Source organism: Sphingomonas sp. P3_C5 (genome assembly GCF_056402635.1).
Genome location: NZ_JBFUHA010000003.1, coordinates 271122 through 294949, shown reverse-complemented (window position 1 = coordinate 294949; position 23828 = coordinate 271122). Strand labels below are relative to the sequence as shown.

The window sequence follows — 23828 nt, the reverse complement described above, 5'->3', positions numbered from 1 at the left end:
ATTCTAGGTTCCTCAGCCGACCGTGACGGCGGTGTCAGAAGTGAATTTGTAATCCGGAACCGCGAGGTTCTTCGGCGCCGGGCCTTTGCGGATACGGGCTGCGGTATCATAGGCCGAACCGTGGCACGGGCAGAAATAGCCGCCGAACGGCCCGCGATTCTCGCCTTCGCCAGCGCCCAGCGGCACGCAGCCGAGATGGGTACAGACGCCGAGCGTGATCAGCCAGTTCGCATGGCCCGGCTTGGTGCGCTCGGCGAGTGTCTGCGGATCGCGCAGTTCGCTGATGGGAACCGCCTCGGCTTCCGAGACTTCTTTCGGGGTGAGGTTGCGGACGAACAGCGGCTGGCCACGGAATTTGGTCTTCACCGCCTGGCCCGGCGCGATCTTCGACAGGTCGACCTCAGTGGTCGACTCGGCGAGCACGTCTGCGGAAGGGCTCATCTGGTTGATCAGCGGCAGCACGACGACGCCGGCACCGACGCCGATCCAGGCTACAGCCGCGATATTGATGAAATCGCGCCGGCGAGGATCGTCGACCTCCTCGTGGAACGGGGCCGGGTCTTCCCCGGGTGGTACGGCGGTATCAACAATTGCCATTCACTTGCCCTTGCACATCTTATCAGGCCCTGCACTTCGCATAGGAGCGCCCGGCCTGGCGTTTGCGAAAAGATGCGCGCGCCCCGGCCGATGCTCCGTCCCCACGGAGTTGGCGGCCTGATAGACGCGGGGGACGGGCTTTGCCAACAGCATTTTAGCCCTGTTGTTATGCCTGTTGTTGCGGGGGCGTCCCAAGGCCTATGCGCGAGCTATGCGCATCGCCCTTTACCAACCCGATATCGCGGGGAATGTCGGCACAATCCTGCGGCTTGCAGCCTGTCTCGGCGCAGGCGTCGATCTCATCGAGCCGATGGGATTCGCCTGGGGAGACCGCGCGCTGGCGCGCGCCGGGATGGATTATGCCGGCGCGGTCGAGGTGACGCGCCATGCCGACTGGACGGCGTTCGAGGCGCAGGTCGCTGGGCGACTCGTGCTGCTGACGACGCGGGGCGGGACGAGGCTCGACCAGGCGGTTTTTCGTGCCGACGATGTGCTGCTGCTCGGCAGCGAGGGCAGCGGCGTGCCGCCCGAAGTGCATGCCCGTGCCGATCTCGCGGTGCGAATCCCGCTTCGCCCTGCGTTCCGGTCCTTGAATGTCGCGGTCGCGGCGGGCATCGCGCTGGCCGAAGCATTGCGGCAGACCGGAGGACTCCCCGAGTGATCGAGCTGGACGAAGAACAATCCACCGCCAGGATCTGGTTCGAAAGCCTGCGCGACATGATCTGCGCCGAGTTCGAGTCGATCGAGCGCGAGGCCGGATCGGACGCCCGATTCGACTATATCCCCTGGGATCGCAATGATCCCGATGGCTCACCCGGTGGTGGTGGCGTCCGCGGCGTGATGAAGGGGAAGATATTCGAAAAGGTCGGCGTCAACGTCTCCACCGTCGGCGGCGCGCTCGAGGGCGATTTCGCCAGGACGATCCACGGTGCCGCCGAGGATCCGACCTTCTGCGCGACCGGGATCAGCCTCGTAGCGCATATGGCGAATCCGCATGTGCCCGCCGTGCATATGAACACCCGCTTCCTCACGACGACCAAGCGCTGGTTCGGCGGCGGCGCCGACCTGAACCCGCCGCTGCCGGTCGCCGAGGATACCGAGGATTTCCACGCCACGTTGAAGGCGGCCTGCGACGCGCATGATCCGGCGCATTATCCGCGCTTCAGGAAATGGGCGGATGATTATTTCTACATCCCCCACCGCAAGGTCCATCGCGGCGTCGGCGGCATCTTCTACGATCATCTCGAGGGCGATTTCGCCGCGAACTTCGCCTTCACCCAGAACGTTGGCCGCGCCTTTCTCGACACCTATCCGCGCATCGTCCGCCGTCGCATGGCTGAGCCCTTCACCGACGCGGATATCGCGATTCAAAGATCGTGGCGCGGGCGCTATGCCGAATTCAACCTGGTCTACGATCGCGGCACTTTGTTCGGGCTCAAGACCGGCGGCAATATCGACGCGATCCTGATGAGCCTGCCCCCGGTGGCAAATTGGGACTGACGCCCGTTCCCGCAAACGAGGTGGCAACGATCGTCACCACGCTCGAGATGCGCCAGCGCCCGCCGCTGCGCCCCTTGCCGGCGTCGCGTCTGCGGCTCCTCGCCTGGCACCAGCCGGCGGCGGAAAAATATCGCGCGCTGTTCCGGCGGATCGGTTCACCATGGCTGTGGTTCTCGCGGCTTGTGATGGACGAGGCAACGCTGGTGGGAATCATCCACCATCCCGCCGTCGAGATCTTCGCCGCGGTCGATCCGGCGGGGGTCGAGGTCGGCATACTCGAACTCGATTTCCGTGTGCCGGGCGAATGCGAGCTCGCCTATTTCGGCCTGATCCCCGAGCTCGCCGGCCAGGGCCATGGCCGCTGGCTGATGGCCGAGGCGCTGGGTCGCAGCTGGCGCAAGGGCATCGAGCGGGTCTGGGTGCACACCTGCACGCTCGATCACCCCTCGGCGCTCGGCTTCTACCGCGCCTCGGGCTTCACCGCGATTGCCCGCACCATCGAGACCTTCCCCGATCCGCGCACGATCGGCATCCTGCCGGCCGACGCGGCGCCTCAGATCCCTTTGCTGGCCGCCAGCCTGCGGTAAAGCGCCACTTCGATCAGGATCGCCGCGAGCGCACCCGCCGTCATCCCCGCCGCGGAGCCGAAATGAAGCATGGCAGCAACGAACGGATTCGCCATCGGCGCACCATCCAGTGTCTTTCCAAGAGCGTCGAAAGGCAAGGCGAGCATTCGACCGCCGAACAGCGTGATGCAGGCAAAGCCGGCGAGAATCATGCCATGGCCGCTCGACAGCTTCATGCTCCGTCCAAGTGCGGCGAGCACGCCGCCAGACCTGTTCGCGACAAGCGCCGGCGTGGCGAGCATCAGCCGGCCCAGCGCATAGATGCCAGGCAGGACGAGGAGGATCAGCCCGATATCGACCGGCACCGAGATGAGCAGCACCACGAGTATGTAGCGCGGCAACAGGGTCAGCGCATTGATCAGCCCCACCCGCACATTGGGCCGGCGCGTATCCAGGTACAGCGTGAAGATCAGCAGCGTCCCGAACAGCAGGGCAAGTGACAGCACGATCATCGTCCCGCTATAGTTCGCCACCCAGGCTTGATACGTCACGAACCAGCTTTTGAACGCAGCCGGATCCCCGCCGAAACCTGCCGCCTCCGGCGCCTCCGGGATCAGCAGTTTTGACGCGAACTCAGGCAGGAACAGGAAAAGCCCCGCCACAGCGAGCAGCAGCTCGCGGTCGCGCTTCCACATCTGCCAGGCATCGGCGAAGACAGCCGCCACATCGAATGTCATGCCGATTCGACGATCGCCCCGCGCGCGTCGCGGACCGCCAGATAGAGCTTTGCGGTAAAGGCGGCCGCGAGCACGGAAAAGCCGGTGACCACAATGCTGACCAGGATCGAGGTCAGCACCGTCGCCACCGTCACTGGCCCGTCGCCGCCCGCGATCAACCCAAGGACCGATCCGAAGACGAGCTTGGCCGCGATGACCGATACGGCGGACACAATGAGATAGAGGAGGAGCACGCCGAGGATTCTCCACTGGACCGGCCGCGTAAGCTTGAACGAGCGGGCGAACACGCCGAGCCCGCGCCGCTCCATGATCATGGTCGGCACCACCAGCGCGAGCCGCGCCGAGAACCAGATCAGCGCGCAGCTGGCGAGCGGCATATACAACAGCAAAAAGCCCGCGACGCTGGGGGGCACCGCAGGCTCCGCGCTGGTCATCGCTGCCTGGAAGTCGAATCCGGCCGCAGCAAGGGCAATGACGACGGGAATCATGAGAGCGATCACTGCCGCACCGATCGCGAGCGTGACACCAATGATCGGCAGCAACCGCCGGTTGGCGGTCGCGATCGCGCTTCCCCGACCAGCCGCGGCATCGAGCGCCAGCGCCATGATCGCGACTTTGCCCCAAAGCGACACCAGCGAAAGGCAGATCGAAGCGAGTTTTATGCTCACTGTCGCCGTGGCGCCAAGCGCGCCCAACGGCTCTATGCTTTGCGAGATCGCGGAAGGGATGAAGATGGCGCACAGCGCCAGAGGAAAGATCGCGGCGAGGTTATCGCTCAGGAACTCGGTCGCACGATCCCATATAGTCCCCATGCTTACCATGATCGTTCCCGCCATTCCTGCGCCACCGGGCGCGACCCGGCTGATAGCGCAGCTTTTTGGCCCGCGCCAATGCTTGTGTCATCCCGCGCGCTGACGCAATGGAACCCCGATGGACTTTTCTCCCGACGAGATCGAGTGGCGCGTCGAGCCGGTGCCGATCGCTTATGAGGAAGCGGTCGCTGCAATGGAAGCGCGCGCTGCCGCGGTCGCGGCCGGCGAAGCGCACGAGCTTGTCTGGCTGCTCGAACATCCGCCCGTCTATACCGGCGGCACCAGCGCCGATCCGGCCGAGTTGCGCGATCCGCGCTTCCCGGTTGTCAAGACCGGGCGGGGCGGCCGTTATACCTATCATGGCCCCGGTCAGCGGATCGGGTATCTCGTGCTCGATCTGAATAAGCGCGGGCGTGACATCCGGCACTTCGTCCACGCGCTCGAGGGCTGGGTGATCGATGCGCTCGCCAGGATCGACATAACTGCGTTCCGCGCACCCGGCCGGATCGGCATCTGGACCATGGTGGCCAACCCCGGCAGCCCTCCCGCAGAAGCCAAGATCGGTGCGATCGGGGTGCGCGTGCGGCGGTGGGTGACGCTCCACGGCTTCTCGGTGAACCTCGCGCCGGACCTGTCCCATTTTGGTGGGATCGTTCCCTGCGGCCTCGCGGACTTCGGGGTCACCAGTGCGGAAGCGCTTGGCAAGCCAGCAGATATTGCAACCTTTGACGCTGCACTTGCGTTTGCGTTCCCTGCGTTCCTCAACTCTCTTTCTTGCCCCCCGCAAAACGAGGCTTGAGGGGCGCCCGTTATCAGACTAATGTCCACCACGGTTTGGGTATTAAGGTCTCAAGGCCGTCCAGATCCACTAATCTAGGGAGCTTTCCAATGCGTGCATTCATTTCCAAGGTCGTAGCCGGTTCGATGATCGCGGGCGCGGCGCTGATGATCTCGGCTTGCCAGCCCAAGACCGAGACGACCAACGAGACGACCGTCACCGAGATGGGCAACGAGACCACCGAGACGGTTAGCGACAACATGACCGCGCCCGATGCCACGATGGCGGACAGCAATGTGATGGCGAACGACACCACGGTCGTAACGAACACCACGACGACCACGAACACGCATTGATCGCCTATATCGGGTTTGATCGCGTGATCTGATCGTGTCGGGGCCGTCCGGGAGACCGGGCGGCCCTTTCGATTCAGTCTGCCGTGTTTTCGATTCAAATCATCGAAAAACATCGCCATAAGCATGGGCGTGGCTTCTGGAAGGCGCTGCGAAAGCGTTGGGCAGATAACCGAAAAGCCGTAACCATGGCTGTGCGTTGGAAGAGGGTGTTGAGATAGTGCTGCGTTTCATTCTGGCATTTGCCACCGCTGCGGCGGCGATATCCGCATCTCCCGCCTCAGCTCAGTTCTTCCTCATCCAGGCTGACATGAGCGGTGAAGCTGTCCATGGCGGCGAGCCTGGGCTTGGCATGGAACTGCCGGGCGCCACCGACACCGAACTCCGCGCGGCTCTGGTCTGGAACATGCGGGCGGCACTCAATGTCGCTGCGCTGCAGTGCCAGTTCGAGGAGAGCCTGCTCACCCAGCCCAATTACAACGCCATCCTGTTCAACCATGGCGACGAGCTCAAAAAATCCTACGACGTGCTGACCAAATATTTCATGCGCAGCAACAAGACCCCCAAGGAGGCGCAGATTGCGCTCGACCAGTTCGGTACGCGCACCTATTCGAGCTTCACGACCGTCGCCGCGCAATATGGCTTCTGCCAGACTGCGGCCGGTATCATGCACGATGCGATTTTCGCGCCACGCGGCTCCTTCTACAAGATCGCCGAGAACCGGACCCGCGAGCTGCGCAAGAGCCTCATTCCGATGTATGAGCAGCATCACCCCCGCGGACTTCTCTACGCGCGACAGGGCGGTATGTTGCCACGCTTCGACGATATCTGCTGGGACAAGAAGGGCTTCTGGAACCCGAAGAAATGCGGCGTCTTTGAGCTGAGGCTCGGCTCTTAACGCAGCCCGAGAGCCTTGTGCGCCTGTAGCGTCAGGCGCCATTTCGGGCGCTCGAGCGCGAACGCCACGGCCGCGGCCTGATTTTCCGCTGCCGCCGCATCGTCCATCGGCTGGACCAGGAAGTGGGTGAAGGCCCAGCTCTCAATCAGTCCAATATCCGTGCCGGCCTGCGGCCACACCAGCTTCAGCTCGTCACCGGATCGCTGCACGACCTCGCTCCCCGCCTTGGGGCTGACGCACACCCAGTCGATGCCTGGATGTGCCGCAATCGTGCCATTCGTCTCGATCGCGATGGTGAACCCCGTGGCGTGAAGCGCATCGACCAGCGCGTCATCCACCTGCAGCATCGGCTCGCCGCCCGTCAGAACGACGAAGCGCGCCGTCTCGCCGACGCCCCAATGATCAGCGGCGGCGGCGGCAAGCGCAGCGGCATCAGCGAACTTCCCGCCACCCCCGCCGTCGGTGCCGACGAAATCGGTATCGCAAAAACGGCAGACCGCCGTTGCGCGGTCCTGTTCCCGGCCCGACCAGAGATTGCAGCCGGCAAAGCGAACGAACACCGCGCGGCGCCCGGCATTCACCCCCTCGCCCTGCAGCGTGAGGAACATCTCTTTCACTGCATAGGTCATGGCCGCAGCCTCAAGCCCGCACTGCGTAGCTGGTCGGATCGGGTAGCCCCGCTTCCTCGAACCCCCGCATGCGGATTCGGCAGCTGTCGCACTCCCCGCAATGCAGACCGCCCGGGGCCGGATCATAACAGGACCAGCTGAGCGCTGCGTTAAGCCCGAGCCGATCGGCCTCGCGGACGATGTCCGCCTTCGTCATATCCTGCAGCGGCGCGTGGATACGGAACGGCGCACCCTCTACGCCCGCCTTGGTCGCAAGCTCGGCGAGCCCCTCGAATGCGGCAATGAATTCAGGCCGGCAATCGGGATAGCCCGAATAGTCGAGCGCATTCACGCCGATATACAGATCGCGAGCGCCTGCCGCCTCGGCCCAGCCGAGCGCGAGGCTGAGGAAGATGGTGTTGCGCGCGGGCACATAGGTGACCGGAATACCCTCCCCCAAGCCCTCTTTCGGCACGGCGATATCAGCGGTCAGCGCCGAGCCGCCAAAGGCCGAGAGATCGAGCGGCAGCACGATGTGGCGCTCGGCACCCAACAAGGCAGCGATGCGGCGCGCGGCAGCGAGCTCGAGCCGGTGACGCTGGTTGTAATCGATCGAGAGCGCGAGCAGGCGGTGCCCGTCCTCACGCGCGCGCGCCGCCGCCACCATCGAATCGAGGCCGCCCGACACAAGGGCGACCGCAAGGGTCGTTTCAGTTGTCATGAGCAGCTTCAATTAAGGGCTGGCCGCGAGAATCGCAATTGCTGGCGGACGCCGGAAAAAGAACGGGCCGCCCTAGGGCGGCCCAGTGATGCTCATTGGAGCAATAAGGGAGAAACCGTGCCCATGAACGACACGAGATTCTGCTAGCACAGACAAGGTAAATAAAAGTTTAATGCGTGGCCATCACCTTGGCGCCACAGGCGCCGATGCGGCGCCCTTCATAGTCCAGATCGAAGGGCGCTCCGCCCGCGATGCCCTGGGTCTGGAGGCGGAGAAGCCGCGGCGTCTCCATCGAAATGGTGGTGCGGCCATGGCCGGCGCCCGGGCAGGTATAATGAATGGTTGCTGTCTCCGGCGTATCGGCGATCACGAAGCGCGAGCATTGCGCGCCGCTATGGCCGAGCTGAAGCAGCACATCCGGATCCGTGACGCAAAGCGAGCGCGCGATCGCGGTCGCACCTGGCTCCTTGAGCTGCCATTGGCCGGTCTCGATATGCGTCAGCGCGGCCAGCTGCGGCGCATGCGCGGGCGCTGCTGCGCTCAGGCTGCCGATCAGCAGCAAACCTAAGAGCGCAGCACGCCCTGGATGTCGGCTATTCTTCATTGCAAACCCCGCTCGCGAACCGCGCCCTGTGGGCGTCAAGCAAGCGACCCGCAGTTAATCTGGCGTGGGTCGACCTTATTTTCAATAACGTTCAGGAAACGTAATGATCCGCGACCGGAACGGGAAACTTTGTTGCGCAAAACGCACAATCGACCACGATCATGCCGTTCTCGTCAGCCATGGCGCGCTGTTCCTCCGGCGCGAACTTCGCCAGGACCGACGCGATATAGTCGGGCGAGCAGCGGCAACCCCGCGCGAGCGGCACCTCGGGCAGCAGGCGAACCTCGTCTTCCTCGTTGAACAGGCGCCAGATCAGCGATTCGAGCGGCAGGGCCGCATCCGCCAGTTCGTCCGCACCCATGGTTCCGCCGAGGATCGCAACATGCTCCCATTCCGGATGATCGAGCCTCGTATGAATCCGGTCGCGGCCATCCTCACCCTCCGGCAGATGCTGGAGGAACAGCCCGCCCGCGATATGACGGCCCGAGACATCGCGCGCGAGGCCGAGGCGGACCAGCGTCGGGATCTGCTCCGACTGGACGAAATAGCTCTCGGCCGCATCAGCGAGCGTGGCCCCGTCGAGCGGGACGATGCCCTGATAGCGCTCATGCGTCGCTGCCTGATCGAAGGTGATGGCGAGATAGCCCGTGCCGAACAGTGCGAACAGCGTCGGGTCAGCGGGCGCCGCGGCGAGAGCTTCCTCGTCATACTGGATATAGCCGCGCAGCTCGCCGCCGCGATAATCGCAGACGAGCAGCTTCACGACGCCATTCTCGGTCTGGGTCTGCAGCGTGAGCTGGCCACCGGCATCCTTCAGCGTCGAGCCGATCAGCGCGGTCAGCGTCAGCGCTTCAGCGAGCAGCGCCTCGATCGGCGGCGGATAGGCGTGCGCGGCGAGGATCTTGTCGAGCACCGGACCAAGCCGCACGACCCGGCCACGGGCATGGCGCGCGGGGATGGTGAAACCGAGCGCACGGTCGAGATCGGGTTGGTCGGTCACGGCTGTTCCTTGTCATCCCCGCGCAAGCGGGGACCCAGCTCGATCGGCTGGTGATGGGTCCCCGCTTGCGCGGGGATGACATAAGATAGGACTGGTGGGCGTTACCGCAACTCAGCCGATCTGCCCGAAGCACCAGCGCAGGATCGATTTCTGCGCGTGGAGGCGGTTCTCGGCCTCTTGCCAGATCAGCGACTGCAGGCCGTCGATCACAGCCGAGGCGACTTCCTCATCGCGGTGCGCGGGCAGGCAATGGAGGAACTTCGCGTCGGGCTTGGCCGCCGCCATCAGCGCCTCGGTCACCTGATAGGGCATCATCGCCGCAAGCTTGGTCTCGGCATGGAGCTGGCCCATCGAGATCCAGGTGTCGGTGACGACCACATCAGCGCCCTCGACTGCCTCGCGCGGATCGCTGACGACGCGTGCGCGGCCGCTGGCGCGGGTGATCATCTCTTCCTCGGGCTGGAAACCTTGGGGGCAGGCAGCGACGACATCGAACTGCATCAGGCTCGCCGCCTCGACGATCGAGGCGAGGACGTTGTTGCCGTCGCCCAGCCAGGCGACCTTGAGCCCGGGCAGCGGCTTGCCGCTCTCGATGATGGTCAGCAGATCAGCGACGATCTGGCAGGGATGCGAGGCATCCGTCAGGCCGTTGATGACCGGCACCGAGGCATGAGCCGCCATTTCCTCGACCTTGGCATGATCGTCAGTGCGGATCATGATCGCGTCGCAATAGCCAGAGATCACCCGCGCCGTATCCGCAACCGTCTCGCCGCGGCCGAGCTGGGTGGTGCCTGCATCGAGCACGATCGAGGTGCCGCCGAGCTGGCGGATCGCCATGTCGAACGAGACCCTGGTTCGGGTCGAGTTCTTCTCGAAGATCATCGCCAGCGTGTGGCCGGCGAGCGGCGCGTCGGCATCCGCCCTGCCCTTGGGCCAACCCTGCCGCGCCGCTTTGCGATCGAGCGCGTCGGCCAGCATCACGGCGATGCCATCGGCGCCCGCATCGGACAGATCGAGAAAGTGGCGTATGCTCACGTCAGTCATCGGAGGCGGGCACATAGACCCGTGCCGCCTCGCTCAGCTTCTCGATGCACTCCGCGATATGGCTCTCGTCGATCACCAGGGGCGGCAGGATGCGGACGACATTCTCACCCGCCGCGACCGTCAGCAAACCGTGATTGTCGCGGCAATGCGCCACGAAGCGGCGGCTGTCGGACTTCAGCTTGATGCCGAGCATCAGGCCCTTGCCGCGGACGCTGTCGAACAGATGATCATGGTTGGGCATCATCTGCTCGAGCCCCGAACGAAGCCGTTCGCCCATCGCGGTGACATTCTCGAGGAAGCCGGGTTCGAGCAGCACATCGAGCACCGCTTCGCCGGCCGCCATCGCAAGCGGGTTGCCGCCATAGGTCGAGCCATGGGTGCCGATCACCATGCCCTTGGCCGCCTCTTCAGTCGCAAGGCACGCGCCAAGCGGGAAGCCGCCGCCGATGCCCTTGGCGACGGCTGCGATGTCGGGCGTCAGGCCATAATGCTCATGCGCAAGCATCTTGCCGGTCCGGCCATAGCCGGCCTGGACCTCGTCGAGCACCAGCAACAGGCCGTGCTCGTCGCACGCCTTGCGGAGGCCCTGGAGGAACTCGTCGGTCGCGGCGCGGATGCCGCCCTCGCCCTGGATCGGCTCGACCAGGAAGCCCGCGGTATTGTCATCGACCAGCGCGAGCGCGCCTTCGAGATCGTTGAACTGCGCATAGGCGAAGCCCGGCAGCAGTGGCTCGAAGCCATCCCGCATCTTCGGCTGGTTGGTCGCGCTGATCGTACCGAGCGTACGGCCATGGAATGCCGTGTCGAAGGTGATCAGCGTGTGCCGCTGCGGATTGCCATCGGCGTAGTGATAGCGCCGCGCCGTCTTGATCGCGCACTCGACCGCCTCGGCACCCGAGTTGGTGAAGAAGACGGTGTCGGCAAAGGTCGCCTCGATCAGCCGCTGGGCGAAATGCTCACCCTGTGGCGAGCCATAGAGGTTCGACACATGCATCAGCGTCGCCGCCTGGTCGGCGATCGCCTTGACCAGCTTCGGGTGGCCGTGGCCGAGCGCGTTGACGGCGATGCCGCTGGCGAAATCTAGATAGCGCTCGCCGCGCTCGCCGATCAGATAGCAGCCCTCGCCTCGCACAGGCCGTACCCCGCTGCGGGGATAGACGGGCATGAGCGGGGTGATTGGCACGGGGCTGTTCCTCAAACAAAAAAGGCAGCCCGTACTGGGCCGCCGGAGCGCGCATTTACTTGGGGAGGTGGGGGAGCGTCAACACCGTGTGGAATCGGGATCATTTCGGCCGCATCGGGCCCGCGCGGAGCGGGCACCTGAACTGCGTACCAAATTCCCTGTTATCGTGCCGGAACAGGGAATTTTTTCTTTTTTCTCGAGAGATCATCAGGAACATTCTTTTCGTTTACAGGCACTTAATCGAATTAATGCTCGCGCCGCGGCCTCGGAACAGGGAATAACAGGGAAATAACAGGGAATTTTGCCGCTCAAGCCGCCAGCAAGAGCAGTGCAAAACATTCGGCTACCGACGATGAGAATGAGCGGCTCGGGCTTCTGAGTGTCCCGTCGCGCCATAATGCACGGCCCGCGATGTGGTTGAATCGAGGTCAGCGCGCTGGACGGGAAGTTCGTTCAATTATCTACGTCACCCCGGACTTGTTCCGGGGTCCATCGGTCCGCATACACAACGCCTGCACATCCTGCGGAAACATGGATGCCGGAACAAGTCCGGCATGACGCATTGGGTTGAACGAATTTCGGCTCTCACGCCTAAGGACGAGCCGCAGGCGCCTGCGCTTCGACGATCCTGCGGTTCCACGCCTCAGCCACCCCACGCGCCCGGCCATAGTCCGACAGGCAGGACATATAGTTGGGATGGAATTCGAGCGGCTTTTGCAGATTGTCGATCGCGGTCCATTCAGCGCAGGTCTTGCCGTTGAAGACATGCGCGTCCGGATCCTCCGCCCCCGGCGGCAGGCCCTCGTTGCTGATAAAGGCCATGCTGAGCCCGCCATGGGCGATGCCGTAATTCTCGGCGCTCGCCACAGAGAAGCGGTAGACCTGGTTCTCGAGCAGCGACACGGCGCGGGCGCCGGCCGTCAGTGACGACCATTTCACGACCGGCTTGCCCTGATCCAGCCATGGCCCGCTATACAGCACGCCGTTGACGATCACCGTCACCTGCGTGTTCTTCGCGACATTGTTGCCAAGCGCCTCTTCGAGCTGTTGCAGGAAGACGCCGAACCGCGCGCCGCCGTCCATATACATGTTGGTGCGGGTCGCCCCGCCCTCAGCGATCGCCAGCGAGACCGGATAGGCCGATGGCGGCACCGAGGACGATGCGACCAACGCCTGGACGTAGCAATCCTGGAGCGCGCCAGTCTTGCCTGTCCAGGCAGGAGTGTCGACGCGCGAGGCAAGCTCGGTCATGTCGATCGCATAGCCCTGGCCATCGTCGAGATTGACGACGCCGACATAGAGTTTGCGGTTGGCCGCATTCTCCAGCGCAAGCTCGTGCAGCGTCTCAGGCGTCAGCAGCGCCTTCAACCGGGCTTCGAGCGGGCCGAAGGTGGCGAGCGCACCCTTGCTGAGGCCGCCAAGGATTCCACCCGATGCGGGCGTCGCAATGTCGCCTTCCTTCGCGATCGAATAGGCGAGCGCGAGATCGCCGGTGTTGGACACACCCGGCTTGATGGTGGCGGCGAGCGGGCCGTCGACCCAGCTATAGGTCCTGTCCTTGGGCGCCGGGCTGTTGGCGAGGAACAGGAAGGTGCTGAGCAGCGAGCCGGTGCTGATGCCGGTGACGACATCATATTTCGGGACCTCCTTCATCCCGTAAAAGAAGCCAGCGCCGAATGCGCCGTGCTGGCTGCCGCCGCTCAGGACGAGGAATTGCGGCGGCGGTGGCGCGGGCAGGCGTTCCGTTGTCACGCCGCCGGTGCGTGGCGGGGCGGGATGGCTGGCGAGCGCTCTGGCAAGCTCGGCCGCGAAATCATTTCGGCCTGACGGGGTTTTGCTGGCCCCCAGCATCACCTGCGGGTGGCCGGAATCGACTCGCAGCGGCAGCGCGCGATAGGCGCAGGCGGCGTTGGCCGGGGGACGGGGCTGCAGACAGCCGCCGAGCGCGAGCCCCAACAGCGCAATGCCGATACTCGTCCGGATCCGACCCATTTTCCCTCTCCTGACCGAAAGCCAGGGGCAGGATAAGCGGTGGGCGAGCGCCCGCAATCGGAGACGCAGCCGGAATCGTCGCAATCCGGGCGACGGAGACCGCCCCGATCACCGTGTGGCAATGCGCCCCGTGCGGTGTACCATCTTCATCGGAGCTCGGAGGCAAGCCATGAAACGGATGTCAGTGAAGATCGCCAGCGTGGCCGTGGCGGCGCTTCTACTTTTCATCTGCTTTGAGGTTTTTGCCGTCGCCCGAGCCCGGGCGCGAACGCCGGAGATCATATCCGAAACCGCGCGGCGCAACTTGAAGCTCGGGCATGTCGGTGGGCGCCGGCTGAAGATGCTGCTGCGAGTGGAGGACCCGGGTTTCTTCGCGCATCACGGAGTGGACTGGTCCACGCCGGGTCAGGGCATGACGACGCTCACCCAGGCTCTCGTCAAGCGTCTCTATTTCGACGGCGGCTTCAAACCCGGATTCGCCAAGATCGAGCAGAGCCTGATCGCCCGCTTCGTGTTCGACCCCGCTGTGAGCAAACGCGACCAGCTCGAGATATTCCTGAATCGGGCAAGCTTCGGCAATTTCCACGGCAAGCCGGTAATCGGCTTCGAAGCTGCGGCCCAGACTTATTACGGGATCCCCTTCGCGAAGCTCGACGACCGGCAATTCCTCAGCCTGGTCGCCATGCTGAGAGGCCCCAATGCGCTCGATCCGGTGCGCCATCCGCGGGAAAATGCCGAACGCGTGGCCAGGATCGAAGCTATGCTCGCAGGAAAATGCACTCCGCTGGGTCTGCGTGACGACGCCTATCGGGATTGCTGAGCGGCCCTCAGCTCTTGGTCTTCCATCCGGAGCGCAGCAGCGCGTAGCAGAACACGCCCAGCGCCACGTCCAGCACCAGAATGACCACCCCGCCCAGCAACACTGGCGAATCGGCGGTGCCAAGAAAGCCGTAGCGGAAGCCCGAGATGACGTAGAAGAACGGGTTCACATGGCTGAAGGCGCGGAAGGCTGGGGCCAGCTTGTCGACTGAATAGAAGGTGCCCGACAGCAGGGTGAGCGGCGCGATGAAGAAATTCTGCACGGCGGCAGCATGATCGAACTTCTCGGCCCAGATCGAGGTCAGGATGCCGAACAGCGCAAGCATGGTGGAGCCGAAAAGGCCGAACCAGAGGATCGCGAACGGGTGGACCGGCGCGATATGCACGCCGGGCCAGAGCAGCATCGCGAGCAGGACAGCGGCGCCGACGCAGAAGGCGCGGGTCACCGCGCCGCCGATCATCGCCGCCAGCAGCTCGGTGATCGAGAGGGGCGGCATCAGATAATCGACGATCGTCCCCTGGATCTTGCCGACCAGCAGCGAGAAGCTCGCATTGGCATAGGCATTCTGGAGCATGCCCATCACGATCAGGCCGGGCGCGATGAAATCGGCAAAGGGAATATCGACGCCGCCGACATGAACCGGGCGCTTTCCGCCGGTCGCGACGGTAAAAATCACGAGAAATAGCAAGGTTGTGATCGCCGGCGCCCATATCGTCTGCAGCTGCACCTTGAAGAAACGGCGCACCTCCTTGATATAGAGCGTTCGAAGACCGCCCCAATTGACGTTCCGAATCACGGGGACGCCGGGGGCGTTCACAACCGCCGACTGGATTTCGCCGATTGGGGGCTGGCTGCTCATCGCTGACGCGCTAATAGCTGCCGCCGCCGCCTGCAACCCGGCACGAGACGAATAGGGAATTTGAATGTCCTGGACCGACGAGCGTATCGATACGCTGAGGAAGATGTGGGAAGCTGGCCAGACGGCGAGCCAGATCGCCGAAGAGCTTGGTGGCGTGAGCCGCAATGCCGTGATCGGCAAGGCACATCGTCTGGGCCTGCAATCCCGCCCGTCGCCGGTGAAGCCGAACGAGCCCGATGCCGCCAAGGCAGCAGCAGCCGAGCCGAAGCCGGCGCCCGCCCCGATTGCGAGGGAGCCCGAGCGCGCACCCCCGCCCCCACCGATCGCCGCCGCGCCGATCGTCGAAGCCGATGACGATGAAGACGAGGTCGAGGACGATAGCGATGTCGCCGCGGCGCCCCCTGCCCCGCCGCAGCCGATCATGCGCTCGGTCGGCCCGGGTGGCTTTCTTCGCCAGGCCCCTGGCGAGCAGCAGGCGCCGATCACGCCCGCACCGCCGCGTCGCCTCGTGCCGGCCAAGCCTTCGGCCGACATGGCCGGCAAGACCACTTTGCTCGATCTCAACGACAAGATCTGCAAATGGCCGCTCGGCCATCCCGGCGAGCCCGATTTCCATTTCTGCGGTGACAAGGTGAACCCGGGCTTCCCTTATTGCGTGGCGCATTGCGGCCATGCCTATCAGGCGCAGCTCCCGCGCCGCGATCGCCGCCCCCCGCCACCGCTGCCGTTCGGCGGTCCGCGGGTTCGCTGATCCTATAGGCGCATCCCCATCCAGATCACCGCCTCAGTAGAGGCGGCGACTATTGGATCGAGGATCATCGACCAGATCGTGCCGCGTCCGAGCCGAGCCTCGGACGCGTCGTGATGCGCCTGCTCGTCACCGATGACATTGCGCAATGCCGTAACGGCCCGCGGATCGACGCCGTCGAGCTCAGCGACCTGTTCGTGCATGTGCCGCAGCACGACCGTCTCGATCGCCCGGGTCGTCCCGGCGATCGCGTTGCGGCCGAGCAGTCCAGTGACGGCGCCGAGCACGAAGCCGCCCAGGCCGCAGGCGAGAAAGCTGCGGCACCGCGCCCGGCCCCTGCGCGAGAGCTCAGCCCCGAAGATCGCGCGGTGGCGGCGCTCATGCTCCAGGAAGCCGGTGAGTTCAGTGATCATGTCCGGCGCAGTCCAACGCGCCATCCAGCGTTGCGCCCGGTAAATGCAGATCGCACCATGCTCACCGGCATGATCCACCTTCATGACCCGATCGCCGAGGGTTTCGCCAAATGCGAGTCGTGCCACCAGGCTCATGGGCGTCACCCTATCCCAACCCATACGGGCCGCAATGCTCCAACCCTTGCACCTTCGGTCTGCGGGTTCGGCAGCGCTCAGCCGCCCGGTGACACGGCCGGGGTCAGCGCTTCGGGGTAGAGATCGTACAGGCCATTGGCTTCGCCGATGGCAGGTGGCGCCCCGAACACTGCGAGCATGCCGGCAGGCTTGCCGAATGGATCGGCGATTGCGACGAAGCGCAGCGGGAAGTGCCGAACGACGCCGTTTGCGCATTTGATCGGCGCGTTCGCTACGGGCTGTTCCGTATCGATCTGCTCACGCGCCATCGCGGCGCGAAAGCCGATCCAGTGCCGCTCATGGTGGGTTGGCACGATCAGGAAATCCATCGGGCGGCCAACCACGTCGGCAGCAACATAGCCGAAAAGCGCTTCGGCACGGTCGTTCCAGAACTACACCGTCCCGTCATGGTCTACGAGCATCATGGCGACGGTGTTGGCGGTGTCGGTCATTGTACGAGTTCCGTCAGGGGCGATTTCTGGCCGATAACCCGGTGGAGGTTTGGCGCGGAAGTGCTGCGCTCGCAAAAGCACTCAATCGACACGCATGGGCTCCATTCCGCACCAATGGACGCTTTCCGTCGATTGGTGATGCGAAGGTTGCTTGGGACAGATGCGCGTTGCGTGGCCACTTGCCCTCTCCCGCTTGGGGAGAGGGAAGAGGGAGCGAAGCGACGGGAGGGTGAGGGGCATGTGTCTCGAGCCTCAGCCTCCTCATCCAACTTCGACTAATTCGCTTCGCTCGTAAGTCTCCGTATCCTTCTCCCCCGAGGGGAGAAGGATTGTTGCGCTCGTGACTCTCTGGACCGTATAGCAGGGTATGGCCGAAGACCTTTTCGCGAACTCACCCAAGAACAGCACCGATTACGACGCCTCCTCGATCGAGGTGCTGGAGGGGCTCGAGCCCGTCCGGCGGCGGCCGGGCATGTATGTTGGCGGGACCGACGAGCGCGCGCTGCATCATCTCGCTGCCGAAGTGCTCGACAATGCGATGGACGAAGCCGTCGCCGGGCATGCCAGCCGGATCGAGGTGACGCTCGAGGTGGGCAACCGGCTGACGATCGTCGATAATGGCCGCGGCATGCCGGTCGACCCGCATCCGAAGTTCCCAGACAAGTCAGCGCTCGAAGTGATCATGTCGATGCTGCATTCGGGCGGCAAGTTCGAGGGCAAGGCCTATGCCACGGCAGGCGGCCTTCACGGTGTCGGCGTGAGCGTCGTCAATGCGCTGTCGTCCGAGACGACCGTCGAAGTCGCGCGCAACCGCGAGCTGTACCGGCAGCGCTTCTCGCGCGGCGTTACGCTGGGCCCGCTCGAATCGCTCGGCGGCACGCCCAACCGACGCGGCACATCGGTCAGCTTCGTGCCCGACGACCAGATCTTCGGGCCCGAGCTGCATTTCAAGCCGGCCCGACTCTACAAGCTGGCGCGCTCCAAGGCCTATCTGTTCGCCGGCGTCGAGATCCGCTGGAAATGCGCGCCCGAGCTGATCAGCGACGATACGCCGCCCGAGGCGGTGTTCCAGTTCCCCGGCGGGCTTGCCGACCATCTGCGCGAGCAGATCAACGGCCGCGAATGCGCGACCGCGGATTTCTTCACCGGGAGCCAGGAGTTCGCTGACGGCAAGGGCCGGGTCGAATGGGCTGTGGCCTGGCCGCTGTGGAGCGATGGGTCGTACAGCTGGTATTGCAACACCATCCCGACGCCCGATGGCGGCACGCACGAGGCCGGGCTCCGCGCCGCGCTGACGAAGGGCATTCGCGGCTTTGGCGAGCTGATCAACCAGAAAAAGGCGAAGGAGATCGCGTCCGAGGATCTGATGACCGGCAGCGAGCTGATGCTCTCGGTTTTCATCCGCGATCCGCAATTCCAGAGCCAGACCAAGGACCGGCTGACCTCGCCCGAGGCAGCCGTGCTGGTCGAAAAGGCGGTGCGCGACCATTTCGACCATTTCCTCAGCAACAATATGGAGCGCGGCAAGGCGCTGCTCGGCTATGTGCTCGAGCGGATGGACGAGCGCCTGCGCCGCAAGCAGGAGCGCGAGGTCAAGCGCAAGACCGCCACCAGCGCGCGCAAGCTGCGGTTGCCCGGCAAGCTGACCGATTGTTCGGCTGACGACCCGGCGGGCACCGAGATCTTCATCGTCGAGGGCGATTCGGCCGGCGGATCGGCCAAGCAGGCGCGCGACCGCAAGACCCAGGCGATCCTCCCGATACGCGGCAAGATCCTGAACGTGGCCTCGGCAACCTCGGCGAAGATCATGGCGAATCTGGAGATTGCCGACCTGATCCAGGCGCTTGGCTGCGGCACGCGGAAGGACTGTATTCCCGACAATCTGCGGTATGAGCGGATCGTCATCATGACGGACGCCGATGTCGACGGCGCGCATATCGCGACGCTGCTGATGACCTTCTTCTTCCAGGAAATGCCCGAACTCGTCCGGCGCGGGCATCTCTATCTCGCCCAGCCGCCGCTTTACCGGCTGACTGCGGGAACGAAGAGCCTGTACGCGATGGACGATGCCCACCGCGCCGAGATCGAGGCGAAGGAGTTCAAGGGCAAGAAGGTCGATGTCGCGCGCTTCAAGGGGCTTGGCGAGATGAACCCGATGCAGCTGCGCGAAACCACGATGGACCCGAAGACCCGCAGCATGCTCCGCATCACTTTGCCCCAGGAATATGAGGAGCGCGCGGTGGTGAAGGATCTGGTCGACCGGCTGATGGGCAACAACCCGGCCCACCGTTTTGCCTTCATCCAGGAAAATGCGGCTCGGATGGACGAAGCGGCGATCGACGCCTGATTGTCCGCTTCAGCCGCGCATGCGGGCCTGGTGGTAGCGGGTGCGCAGGACGATCGCGGCGACCATGTTGAACGCGCCGAGCACGAGGGCGGCGATCGGCACGAACTCCGGCAAGTCCGGCCACCACAACCGGCGCACCACCGCAAGCGCGACACCGAGCAGCGCGAAGCTGACCCCGGTATAGCGGATCGGCCGGGCGACGCCTTGGAGCTCACGACGATAGGCGACGCGCTCGGCGGGATCGCTGAGGTTCGGCGGCGCGGTCATGGCTTCCACTCCTCGGCGAGCAGGCCCCAGATCAGGCTGTCGCGAATGCCGATATGGGTTGCCCATTCGTTGCGCAGCCGGCCTTCGAGCTTGAAGCCGAGGCTTTCCAGCAGCCGGTTCGAGCCGACATTCTCAGGATCGGTGTCGGCGAAGACGCGGCGCTGGCCGCGTGCGAACAACAGGGTGATGAGCGCCGACACGGCTTCGCGTGCGATGCCGCTGCCCCAGGCCGCGCGTTCGAGCATATAGCCGATCTCGGTGACTCCGCCTTGCCGCTTCTCGCCAGCGGAGAGAAAGCCGATCGCGCGATCGTCGTCGTGCCGAGTGATCGCCCAGGCATCCCAGCCGCTCCATTTCTCGCTGGGCGTGAAATAGGCGCGCACCTCCTCGACCGAAGTGAAGGGGGCGCGCGACCACCAGGTCATCAGTTCGGCGTCCGCGAGCGTTGGATAGAGCGATTCAGCATCGTCGAGCGTGCGCGGGCGGAGCCGCAGGCGCTCGGTCTCGATGACCGGGACTTCGCTCACGCCGTCAGCGCGTCGACCAGCGCCTTCACCTTCTTCTGCCGCCATTGCGGGAGTGGCGCGACCAGCCAATAGCCGAGCGCCGAGGGCCGCGCCTCGCCGATCCGGACGACACGGCCCGAAGCGATATCGGCGGCGGCGAGCAACTCGGGCACGGTCGCGCGGCCGAGGCCCTCAGCCGCAGCATCGAGCGCGAGGCCGGCGTCGCCGACCCGGACCAGCGAGACAGCATCGTCGTTGAGGCAACCGGGCCAGGAGATTCGCGTGTCGATCCCGCCGCCCGGGCGTTCGACGGTGACCATCCCCTCGGATTCGAGCGCCTCGCCTTCATGCTCGCCCGGGCCATTGCCCCAGCGGATTGCGAGATCGAGATTGGCCTCGGTGAAGTCGACATCCTCGTCGGCCGAAACCAGCGCGAAGCGGAGTTCGCCGTCGCCCCGCGCGATTTCGGCAAGGCGTGGCATCAGCCATTTCTCGGTGAGGTCGCGCGGTGCCGCGATGGTGAGCGATTTGGAGGTCTGGCCCGCCTGCATCGCGCGGACCGCCTCCTCGAACTGGAGGAAGCCCTGGCGGAGCGCCGCCAGGCCGGCCTCGCCTTCAGGGGTGAGTTCGAGGCCCTTGGTGGTGCGGCGGAACAGCACGACCCCGAGGGTGTCCTCGAGCGCGCGGATCTGCTGGCCGACMGCAGCCGGGGTGACGGCGAGTTCGTCGGCGGCGCGGGTGAAGGAGAGATGGCGGGCTGCGGCGTCGAGGACGCGCATGCCGTTCAGGGGGAGGTGCGTGCGTTTCATCTTGTCTCCCCTCCCGCCTGCGGGAGGGGGATTAAGAAAGCGAGCGTCCTCATGCCCCCACCGCCGGGGCGATCAGGGCGAATTTGGGGATGTCGACGTCGAAGGTCGAGCCGTCCTCGGCGAGCATGTGATAGCTGCCCTGCATCGAGCCGGTCGGTGTCGCGAGCGGGCAGCCCGAGACATAATCGAAGCTCGCGCCGGGCAGGATCAGCGGTTGCTCGCCGACCACACCCTCGCCTTCGACTGAGTGGCGCGCGCCGCGACCATCAGTGATGATCCAGTGGCGCGTGAGCAGCTGGACCGACATCGGCCCCTCATTCTCGAGCCGGACATGATAGGCCCAGAACCAGCGGCCGCGCTGCGGCTCGGACTGCTCGGGCAGATAGCTGACCGACACGCGCACGATCACGCCGCGCGTCTCGGCCGAATTGGGGAAGAGCGCCTTCACAACCCGACCGCGCGCAGGGCGCCATCGAGATCCTCGATCACGTCCTGCGGGTCCTCGAGCCCGACATTGAGGCGCAGCATGCCCTCGGTCACACCCATCTCCAGCCGTTTCTCTTCCGCCACGCCCGAATGGGTCGTCGAGGCGGGGTGAGTCATCAGCGAACGGGAATCGCCGATATTGTTGGAGATGTCGATGAGTTCGAGCGCATCGAGAAGCCCGTGCGCCTGCTCGCGCCCCTCGACCTCGAAGGCGAAGATCGGGCCGCACGCATCCATCTGGGCCATGGCGAGATTGTGCTGCGGGTGGCTGGGCAGCCCGGGATGGAGGATGCGCGGCACGCGAGCCTCGAGGAAGGTACCGACCTTTACGCTGTTCTCGCTCTGGCGACGGATGCGCAGATCGAGCGTCTCCATTCCCTTCAGCACCACCCAGGCATTGAACGCGCTCAGCGTCGGCCCGGTATTGCGGGTGAAGGGCAGCAGCGTGTTGGTGATGAAATCCTCGCTGCCGCACACGGCACCCGCAAGCACCCGGCCCTGCCCGTCCATCATTTTGGTGGCTGAATACGCAGTGACATCTGCGCCGAATTCCATCGGCCGCTGCAGCGCGGGCGTGGCGAAGGCGTTGTCGACCACGCTGGTGATGCCGCGCGCACGGGCGATATCGCAGACTGCCTTCAGATCGACCACATCCATGGTCGGGTTGGCGGGGGTTTCGAAGAAGAAGACCTTTGTATTGTCGCGCGCCGCGTCTTCGAATTGCTGCGGGTCTCGGGCATCGACGATTGTCACGCCGATGCCGAATTTCGGCAGCAGCGTATCGGTCAGCCAGCGGCAAGAGCCAAAGGCGGCGCGGCCGGCGACGATATGGTCGCCGGTCTGGAGCTGGCAGAGCAGCACCGCGGTCATCGCCGCCATGCCGGTCGTCATGGTGCGGCACGCCTCGGCGCCTTCGAGCAGGGCGATACGCTCCTCGAGCATCTGCACCGTCGGGTTCTGGAGGCGCGAATAGGTCATGCCGACCTGGTCGCCCGAAAAGCGCGCGGCTGCATCGCCGGCACAATCATAGGCATAGCCAGAGGTGAGGAAGATCGCCTCCGACGTCTCGCCCCATTCGGAGCGCGCGGTTCCGCCACGCACGGCCTGGGTTGCGGGCCGCCAGTTGCGGGTGATCGATCGGTCCTGTCCGGTGCGTCGCTTCATGCGGAACGCTTTGCCGGGACGGGTTGGCCCGCGTCAATGCTTTCCGGCCTTCTCGCCTTGAAAGCGCGGCGATGAAGTGGGAATGGCGCTTCATGACCGACACGGCCTCCCGCCCCTATCGCGCTGCTGCGATCATCGGTCTGGCTGCGCAGGCGCTGTTCACGCTGCGCCTTGCGACGCCGCACAAGCTGGTGTTCGACGAGGTCCATTATGTCCCCGCGGCGCGGGTGCTGCTGCGACTCCAGGGGCCGGTCAATATCGAGCATCCCTTGCTCGGCAAGGAGCTGATCGCCCTTGGCGTGATGCTGTTCGGCGACAACAGCTTCGGCTGGCGGATCATGTCGACCTTTGCGGGCACGGCGACCGTGCTCGGCATCTTCGCGATCCTGTGGATGCTGTTCAGGCGCGTTCGTACCGCGACAATGGGGGCGCTGTTCGTGCTACTGAACATCACCGTCTTCATCCAGGCGCGGATCGCGATGCTCGATGGCTTCATGGCGGCATTCGTCGTGACCGGGATCGCCGCGTTGCTCTGGGCGATGCGCAGTCCGCCGGGCAGGGCCTGGCCGCGCTGGCTGCTCGGCAGCCTGCTGCTGGGGTTCGGTGTTGCCTGCAAATGGGTGGCCGCGCCATATATCGCCTATGCCGCTATCGCCTTTGTCGCGATCCGCCTCCGCAATGCGCGGTTGCGGGGCCGCTCGGTTTACGCGGCGCTCAACCCCGGCAACCAGCTTTATTGGCCGGGCATGCCGGCGATCCACGCGCTGCTGGCGCTTGGTGCGGTCAGCATCGCCGCCTATTGCGTGACCTTCCTGCCGGCCTTCTTCTATGCGGTCGATCCGCTGACGCTCAACGGCCTCGCCCGCTTCCAGATGCGGATGTACGAAGCGCAGACGCAGATCCTGCCGCACCACACCTATGAATCCGGCTGGCGGACCTGGCCGCTGATGATCCGCCCGATCTGGTATCTCTACGAGCCGGTCGATGGCGCGGTGCGCGGAGTGCTGATGATCGGCAACCCGGCGATCTTCTGGGGCGGGCTGATCGCGATTGCGACATGCCTTTATGCCTGGGTGCGCGAGGGATCGGCCAGGCTGCTGGCGGTCGTGCTGCTGTGGGCGGGTTCGTACGCGATGTGGATCGTGATTCCGAAATCGATCGGCTTCTTCTATTATTATTACCTGCCGAGCATCTTCCTCGCCCTGCCCCTGGCCGCCGCGTTCGACCGGTTTGGCTCAGGCAGGTACAGGAACCTTGATTATGGCTTCCTCGCCCTCACCTTTTGCCTGTTCGTCTATTTTTACCCGATCATCTCGAGCGTTGCGCTCAACGATCCGCAAGATTTCCGCTACTGGATGTGGTTCTCGACCTGGCCGTGAATAATCTGGAG

27 protein-coding genes and 1 pseudogene are annotated in these 23828 nt (G+C 64.7%); 10 read left to right on the top strand and 18 right to left on the bottom strand.

The window, feature by feature from the left end; genetic code table 11:
- Positions 1-12: 12 nt before the first annotated feature.
- A complete protein-coding gene (gene petA / locus AC1DVS_RS10300) occupies positions 13-597 on the bottom strand; it encodes a ubiquinol-cytochrome c reductase iron-sulfur subunit (protein ID WP_478022648.1) in 585 nt (194 codons plus the stop codon).
- A gap of 211 nt (positions 598-808) precedes the next feature.
- On the opposite strand from petA, the gene AC1DVS_RS10295 reads away from it, so the two are divergent.
- From AC1DVS_RS10295 to AC1DVS_RS10285, 3 genes are read left to right on the top strand one after another with little or no spacing between them, the layout of a single operon-like run.
- Positions 809-1258 (top strand): tRNA (cytidine(34)-2'-O)-methyltransferase, encoded by a 450-nt coding sequence (locus tag AC1DVS_RS10295; protein WP_478022647.1) that lies wholly within the window; start codon positions 809-811, stop codon positions 1256-1258.
- Between the two features lie 56 nt (positions 1259-1314).
- Positions 1315-2097: an oxygen-dependent coproporphyrinogen oxidase gene (gene hemF, locus AC1DVS_RS10290; RefSeq protein WP_478023021.1), complete on the top strand. Its 783-nt coding sequence runs from the start codon at positions 1315-1317 to the stop codon at positions 2095-2097.
- Entirely contained in the window at positions 2088-2684 is a 597-nt protein-coding gene (locus AC1DVS_RS10285; protein WP_478022645.1) for a GNAT family N-acetyltransferase, read from the top strand. Before hemF ends, AC1DVS_RS10285 begins: the two co-directional genes overlap by 10 nt.
- Here the strand turns inward: AC1DVS_RS10285 and AC1DVS_RS10280 are convergent.
- Complete coding sequence (locus AC1DVS_RS10280; protein WP_478022643.1) at positions 2651-3400, bottom strand: hypothetical protein; 750 nt, start codon at positions 3398-3400, stop codon at positions 2651-2653. The two genes, AC1DVS_RS10285 and AC1DVS_RS10280, sit on opposite strands and share 34 nt — an antisense overlap.
- Positions 3397-4212: a hypothetical protein gene (locus AC1DVS_RS10275; RefSeq protein ID WP_478022641.1), complete on the bottom strand. Its 816-nt coding sequence runs from the start codon at positions 4210-4212 to the stop codon at positions 3397-3399. The genes AC1DVS_RS10280 and AC1DVS_RS10275 overlap by 4 nt, the downstream gene beginning before the upstream one ends.
- Positions 4213-4330: 118 nt before the next feature.
- Here AC1DVS_RS10275 and lipB point away from each other — a divergent pair, with 118 nt between their 5' ends.
- The 3 genes from lipB to AC1DVS_RS10260 all read left to right on the top strand — a co-directional run bounded on the left by lipB (position 4331) and on the right by AC1DVS_RS10260 (position 6241).
- Entirely contained in the window at positions 4331-5011 is a 681-nt protein-coding gene (lipB, locus tag AC1DVS_RS10270; protein WP_478022639.1) for a lipoyl(octanoyl) transferase LipB, read from the top strand.
- Between the two features lie 89 nt (positions 5012-5100).
- Complete coding sequence (locus AC1DVS_RS10265; protein ID WP_478022637.1) at positions 5101-5346, top strand: hypothetical protein; 246 nt, start codon at positions 5101-5103, stop codon at positions 5344-5346.
- A 217-nt stretch (positions 5347-5563) separates the two neighbouring features.
- Positions 5564-6241: a hypothetical protein gene (locus AC1DVS_RS10260; protein WP_478022635.1), complete on the top strand. Its 678-nt coding sequence runs from the start codon at positions 5564-5566 to the stop codon at positions 6239-6241.
- Here AC1DVS_RS10260 and queE read toward each other — a convergent pair.
- The 7 genes from queE to AC1DVS_RS10225 all read right to left on the bottom strand — a co-directional run bounded on the left by queE (position 6238) and on the right by AC1DVS_RS10225 (position 13393).
- On the bottom strand, positions 6238-6870 hold the full coding sequence (gene queE, locus AC1DVS_RS10255) for a 7-carboxy-7-deazaguanine synthase (protein WP_478022633.1): 633 nt from the start codon (positions 6868-6870) through the stop codon (positions 6238-6240). The two genes, AC1DVS_RS10260 and queE, sit on opposite strands and share 4 nt — an antisense overlap.
- 10 nt (positions 6871-6880) lie before the next feature.
- Positions 6881-7570 (bottom strand): 7-cyano-7-deazaguanine synthase QueC, encoded by a 690-nt coding sequence (gene queC / locus AC1DVS_RS10250; protein WP_478022631.1) that lies wholly within the window; start codon positions 7568-7570, stop codon positions 6881-6883.
- Positions 7571-7739: 169 nt separating this feature from the next.
- A complete protein-coding gene (locus tag AC1DVS_RS10245; RefSeq protein WP_478022629.1) occupies positions 7740-8174 on the bottom strand; it encodes a DUF3617 domain-containing protein in 435 nt (144 codons plus the stop codon).
- Between the two features lie 91 nt (positions 8175-8265).
- Positions 8266-9174 (bottom strand): Hsp33 family molecular chaperone HslO, encoded by a 909-nt coding sequence (hslO, locus tag AC1DVS_RS10240; RefSeq protein ID WP_478022627.1) that lies wholly within the window; start codon positions 9172-9174, stop codon positions 8266-8268.
- A 111-nt stretch (positions 9175-9285) separates the two neighbouring features.
- Entirely contained in the window at positions 9286-10218 is a 933-nt protein-coding gene (gene argF, locus AC1DVS_RS10235; protein ID WP_478022625.1) for an ornithine carbamoyltransferase, read from the bottom strand.
- Complete coding sequence (locus AC1DVS_RS10230; RefSeq protein WP_478023019.1) at positions 10211-11383, bottom strand: acetylornithine transaminase; 1173 nt, start codon at positions 11381-11383, stop codon at positions 10211-10213. The genes argF and AC1DVS_RS10230 overlap by 8 nt, the downstream gene beginning before the upstream one ends.
- A gap of 609 nt (positions 11384-11992) precedes the next feature.
- Positions 11993-13393 (bottom strand): patatin-like phospholipase family protein, encoded by a 1401-nt coding sequence (locus AC1DVS_RS10225; protein WP_478022623.1) that lies wholly within the window; start codon positions 13391-13393, stop codon positions 11993-11995.
- Between the two features lie 169 nt (positions 13394-13562).
- On the opposite strand from AC1DVS_RS10225, the gene AC1DVS_RS10220 reads away from it, so the two are divergent.
- Complete coding sequence (locus AC1DVS_RS10220; RefSeq protein WP_478022621.1) at positions 13563-14213, top strand: transglycosylase domain-containing protein; 651 nt, start codon at positions 13563-13565, stop codon at positions 14211-14213.
- Between the two features lie 7 nt (positions 14214-14220).
- Here AC1DVS_RS10220 and AC1DVS_RS10215 read toward each other — a convergent pair whose 3' ends face one another.
- Positions 14221-15072: an ABC transporter permease gene (locus tag AC1DVS_RS10215; protein WP_478022619.1), complete on the bottom strand. Its 852-nt coding sequence runs from the start codon at positions 15070-15072 to the stop codon at positions 14221-14223.
- 64 nt (positions 15073-15136) lie between these two features.
- On the opposite strand from AC1DVS_RS10215, the gene AC1DVS_RS10210 reads away from it, so the two are divergent.
- Entirely contained in the window at positions 15137-15823 is a 687-nt protein-coding gene (locus AC1DVS_RS10210; RefSeq protein ID WP_478022617.1) for a GcrA family cell cycle regulator, read from the top strand.
- Between the two features lie 2 nt (positions 15824-15825).
- Here the strand turns inward: AC1DVS_RS10210 and AC1DVS_RS10205 are convergent, their stop codons facing one another.
- Together AC1DVS_RS10205 and AC1DVS_RS10200 are read right to left on the bottom strand one after the other, a co-directional pair.
- On the bottom strand, positions 15826-16368 hold the full coding sequence (locus AC1DVS_RS10205) for a demethoxyubiquinone hydroxylase family protein (protein ID WP_478022615.1): 543 nt from the start codon (positions 16366-16368) through the stop codon (positions 15826-15828).
- A 77-nt stretch (positions 16369-16445) separates the two neighbouring features.
- Positions 16446-16784: pseudogene (locus AC1DVS_RS10200) on the bottom strand (hypothetical protein); the annotation flags it as partial.
- Positions 16785-17226: 442 nt separating this feature from the next.
- Between AC1DVS_RS10200 and parE the strand changes: the two are divergent.
- Positions 17227-19206: a DNA topoisomerase IV subunit B gene (gene parE / locus AC1DVS_RS10195; RefSeq protein ID WP_478022613.1), complete on the top strand. Its 1980-nt coding sequence runs from the start codon at positions 17227-17229 to the stop codon at positions 19204-19206.
- A gap of 9 nt (positions 19207-19215) precedes the next feature.
- On the opposite strand, the gene AC1DVS_RS10190 is transcribed toward parE, so the two are convergent.
- The 5 genes from AC1DVS_RS10190 to AC1DVS_RS10170 are packed head-to-tail and all read right to left on the bottom strand — an operon-like array spanning position 19216 to position 22438.
- Complete coding sequence (locus AC1DVS_RS10190) at positions 19216-19473, bottom strand: hypothetical protein (protein ID WP_478022611.1); 258 nt, start codon at positions 19471-19473, stop codon at positions 19216-19218.
- Positions 19470-20045, bottom strand: a complete 576-nt coding sequence (locus AC1DVS_RS10185) for a GNAT family N-acetyltransferase (RefSeq protein WP_478022610.1) — start codon at positions 20043-20045, stop codon at positions 19470-19472. The genes AC1DVS_RS10190 and AC1DVS_RS10185 overlap by 4 nt, the downstream gene beginning before the upstream one ends.
- Positions 19997-20788 (bottom strand): LysR family transcriptional regulator, encoded by a 792-nt coding sequence (locus tag AC1DVS_RS10180; protein ID WP_478022608.1) that lies wholly within the window; start codon positions 20786-20788, stop codon positions 19997-19999. Before AC1DVS_RS10180 ends, AC1DVS_RS10185 begins: the two co-directional genes overlap by 49 nt.
- Positions 20789-20837: 49 nt before the next feature.
- Entirely contained in the window at positions 20838-21236 is a 399-nt protein-coding gene (apaG, locus tag AC1DVS_RS10175; RefSeq protein ID WP_478022607.1) for a Co2+/Mg2+ efflux protein ApaG, read from the bottom strand.
- Positions 21233-22438, bottom strand: a complete 1206-nt coding sequence (locus AC1DVS_RS10170) for a trans-sulfuration enzyme family protein (RefSeq protein WP_478022605.1) — start codon at positions 22436-22438, stop codon at positions 21233-21235. The genes apaG and AC1DVS_RS10170 overlap by 4 nt, the downstream gene beginning before the upstream one ends.
- A gap of 92 nt (positions 22439-22530) precedes the next feature.
- Between AC1DVS_RS10170 and AC1DVS_RS10165 the strand changes: the two genes are divergently transcribed.
- On the top strand, positions 22531-23817 hold the full coding sequence (locus AC1DVS_RS10165; protein ID WP_478022604.1) for a phospholipid carrier-dependent glycosyltransferase: 1287 nt from the start codon (positions 22531-22533) through the stop codon (positions 23815-23817).
- The last annotated feature ends 11 nt before the right edge of the window (positions 23818-23828 follow it).